This is a genomic window from Clostridioides mangenotii TR (genome assembly GCF_000498755.1).
Taxonomy (GTDB): Bacteria; Bacillota; Clostridia; order Peptostreptococcales; family Peptostreptococcaceae; genus Metaclostridioides; species Metaclostridioides mangenotii_A.
Map to the genome: position 1 here is coordinate 1 of NZ_AXUS01000051.1, position 3,828 is coordinate 3,828.

5 protein-coding genes and 1 pseudogene are annotated in these 3,828 nt (G+C 29.1%); all 6 read left to right on the forward strand.

Going from position 1 to position 3,828, the window contains the following annotated elements:
- Window positions 1–489: pseudogene (locus T473_RS18690) on the forward strand (hypothetical protein); the annotation flags it as partial.
- Between the two features lie 274 nt (window positions 490–763).
- The gene (locus T473_RS0115090; protein WP_024622594.1) at window positions 764–1,402 is read left to right on the forward strand and encodes a hypothetical protein; all 639 of its coding nucleotides are present in this window, start codon (window positions 764–766) and stop codon (window positions 1,400–1,402) included.
- Window positions 1,403–1,587: 185 nt separating this feature from the next.
- A complete protein-coding gene (locus T473_RS0115095; RefSeq protein ID WP_024622595.1) occupies window positions 1,588–1,905 on the forward strand; it encodes a hypothetical protein in 318 nt (105 codons plus the stop codon).
- Window positions 1,906–1,933: 28 nt separating this feature from the next.
- A complete protein-coding gene (locus T473_RS0115100) occupies window positions 1,934–2,392 on the forward strand; it encodes a hypothetical protein (RefSeq protein ID WP_024620199.1) in 459 nt (152 codons plus the stop codon).
- 56 nt (window positions 2,393–2,448) lie between these two features.
- On the forward strand, window positions 2,449–3,435 hold the full coding sequence (locus T473_RS0115105; RefSeq protein ID WP_024620200.1) for a hypothetical protein: 987 nt from the start codon (window positions 2,449–2,451) through the stop codon (window positions 3,433–3,435).
- A gap of 56 nt (window positions 3,436–3,491) precedes the next feature.
- The coding region (locus T473_RS0115110) for a hypothetical protein (RefSeq protein ID WP_024622596.1) at window positions 3,492–3,828 on the forward strand (337 nt) is incomplete at its 3' end.

A 3,828-nucleotide genomic window follows, 5' to 3' on the forward strand; every position in this document is an offset into this window, starting at 1 on the left:
GATTATATTAACAAGATTAAAGAAGGAATATATGATTCATCTGGGATAAATAATGAATTGTTTAATGGGAATAGAAGTACAAATGAGGCTATCGCAATAGGGTCTGTAGTTGATATATTAATATCATTGAAAATACAAGATATGATTTGTAATTGGATAAATGATGAACTTAATCAACGAAAAGAAACTAAAAATTGGGGTATAACATTTGTAAAAACTTCTGAATACAATCAGAGACAAGCTGTTCAAGACGAAAGAGAAAATTTATCCTTATATGGTTCAAGAAAAAAATATCTAGCAACTCAAGGATTTACTCCTCTTCAGGTTATGAATATAACTAAAAATGAGAAGTTGTTAGGTTTAGAAGATTCGTTAATGCCTATGCAAACATCACATACTCTAAGTAAAAAAGGAAAAGGAAGACCAAGTAATTCAGAAACAAATGAAAAGAATACTCAAACAGGTGAAAATCAGGAGAGTGATTTTTAATTAATCTAATATATGCACTTAATGAAGAGGATAAGGCCTATTTATTATCCAGAGGTTTTAACTATATAACAAATCAAAAACTTAATAATAAGACTGTTTATGTTTTTGAGAGTAATCAGGGTAAAGTATCTACTTTTTCTAAAAATGAAAAGGGTAGATTTTTTTTACTAATAAATTAAATTTTTAAGTTAAAGTGTGGTGATAAAAGCTGAAAGATACAAAGAAAATAGATTGTAAAGCAAGATATTACTCATCAGAAGATGATAGCAACTTAATGAAAGTTAAAATTGTAGTGATGCATGATAAAGACAACTATAATAATAGCGAATTTTCATTAGAATCTATTATAGATGCTGAAAAGAGTATTAAAAATACTCCAATATTAGCATTTATGCTTAGAGATAATGAAACTAATAATCCATCTGATTTTGATGAACATAATATGGAAACTAGAATTGTAGATAATGCAGATGGTTTTTCTATTGAAACAAGGTATTTAGAGAAGCCTATAGGGCTAATCCCTGAGTCATGTAACCCTAGATATGAGACTATAGATGGTTATAAATATTTTGTTGTTGATGGATATATATGGAAATGCTATAGCAATGGTGCTTATAAATTAATTTCTGAAAATGAATTTAAAAATGTATCTATGGAGATTGAGGTATCTGAAGGGGCATATAATGAGACCTCTCAACGATATCAAATCTCAAAATATAAATATCTAGGAGTTACTTGTTTAGGAGATCATCAGATCCCAGCTATGGGCGACAAATGTAGAATAAGTAAATATTCTGAAATGAAAACTTATAAGCAAGATCTTGAGGAAATTTACAGAGAAATATACAAATTTAGAAAGGAGGAGGAAGATTTGGATACTGTAGAGGATGTAAAAATAGGAAGAAAAAAATAGATAATTTAGTGGAAGAAACTGAAGTGAAAGCAAATGAAACTGATGAAAACTAAATCAAAGCTGAAAAAGTTCCAGAGGAAGTAAGTAACGATGAGTTCTCATTAGAAAAATTCAAAGACATAATAGGATCTGTTCCTGAAAGTATTGAAGAATTATTTACTAAGTTAAGTGATAAATTCAATGTTATGGAATCTGAATTAATAAATTTAAGAGAATTTAAAGGAATAATAGATGAAGAGATCCATAAAGGAAAAGTAGATGAAATAGTCTCTAAATTTACATTTGATGAACAAGAAGTTAAACCCTTGAAAGACAAAGTTATAAATAGGGAAATATCTATTTCTGATTTTGAAAAGGAACTGTATGCTTTACAAGGGATAAAGTATATAGAATCAAAAAATAATAAAGAAAATTTTTCAACTGATAATTCAAATGATATTTCAATTGAAATAATGGATCAAAAAGAAACTAAAAGAACCCCATATGGCGGAATTCTAGAGTAAATTACATATATAAATAAGGAGGAATAAAATGGCTACAATAATAAGATTAGATAGAATGCCTAATCCACATCCTATATCAGTTAAACATAAAGAAAAAGATGGGTTAGAAAATGGAGCATTTTTAGGAGTAACAGGTTTTGCTGCAAATGAAAGGGAATGTTATGAGGTTGACAAACTTACTGAAGGTAATGAATGGGCGATATTAGCGTGTTCAGTGTTGCAACATGATGAAAGATTAGATGAAAGAGATTTCAAACTAACATTAGGAGCAGCAGGTAGAGCATATATACCACAAAAAGGTGAGGTTTATACAATAGCAAAAACACACTTTGATGGTGACCTTGTAGTAGGTAGTAAATTGCAGTTAAAAGATGCAAGTTATAAAATAATGCTTCAACCTGAAGTTGATGCTGGAGTAGCAGTTGCAAAAGTAAGAAGATTAACAAAATATTCAGGGCAAGATTCAATACAAATAGAGATTTTATAAAATACAAGACACCTTAAAGGGTGTTATTTTTATGCAAAAAAATAAGGAGGAATAAAATGGCTACAACAAAATTAACAGATTTACAAAAGTTATCATTAGATTTATATAATGGTAAAGTTGATACATATAGTGTAAAACAAGCCGAAGATAAGCTTAGAGAAAAAATAGAAGAGGCCGTAGGCGGAGAATGGAATTATTATAGTTTCAAGAAAAATCAATGGGATGTTTATGCAATATTAGGAGAATTACTGACAATAACAACAGCTACATTGATGAGGGATACATATTCACCGTTCTGTGAGTATAGAGACACTGCTTTGGGAGATACATTAGAGTTTGAAGTAGATGATGATGAACTTTACGAAGTTGCAGTAATAGCATCTGGGACAAACAACTTACTAAGACAGAAGATAATAAATAGAAAAGCTCCAATTTCATCTTTTGAATTGGGAGTAAAGGTATATGCTGATTTTGATGAATTTATGGCAGGAAGAATAGATTTTGTCAAAGTAATTAATAAAGTAGCAAGATCGTTTGAAAATAAAGTTACTAATTTAATAGGTAAAACTTTCGCAGAAGCATATTCTGATGTTGGTTCTAATCTAACAGTTAGTGGATCTATAGATGCTGATAAATTAACAGAGTTAATATCAAAAGTAGAAGGAATGACGCAACAAAAGGTAACAATTTATGGATCTAAATATGCGTTATCAAAAATACCTGGAATAGAATTCCTTGATATTAATGCAACAGAAAAGCGTAATAATGGGTATATAAAGTTATTTAACGGAAATGATTGCGTTGAGATGAAAAATACATACAACGAAAATGATAATTTATGGGGATTTGACAATAATAAATTACTTATTGTGCCTAGCGGAGTTAAACCTATTATGTTTGGGTTTGAAGGAGAGCCTTATATTTATGAGGATAAAGAATTTGGAACTAGACAAGATAGACAAATAGAACATCTATTTTCAAGAAAAGCTAATTTAAGTGTTATTAAAGCAGTTAATTGTGGAGTTTATGATATAACAGCTTAATAATAAACCGGAGATGAAGAGACTCATCTCTTTTTAATTAAAAAGGGGGAAAGATTGTGGCAAAACAAAAAACAAGTAATAAAAAGGAAGAAAAAGTGGAAGAAAAAATAATTCCTGTAGAAGACAAAGAAACAAAAAAGAAGAGAAAAATTACTAAAAAAGAATTGAGAAATAACGCTCATAACATAGAAGTTGAAATAATGAATATATCAAATGGGGCAATTTTTTATATTTGCAAAAAGACAGGAGAAGTAATTGAGTTAAATGAATCAGGGAACTCAACAATCGTTACTCTAGAAGTTCTAATGAATATGAAAAATCAGTCAAAGGTAATGTTAAATGGATTACTTTTATCCATAATAGATGTTTATGAAGATGATATATCAATAGATG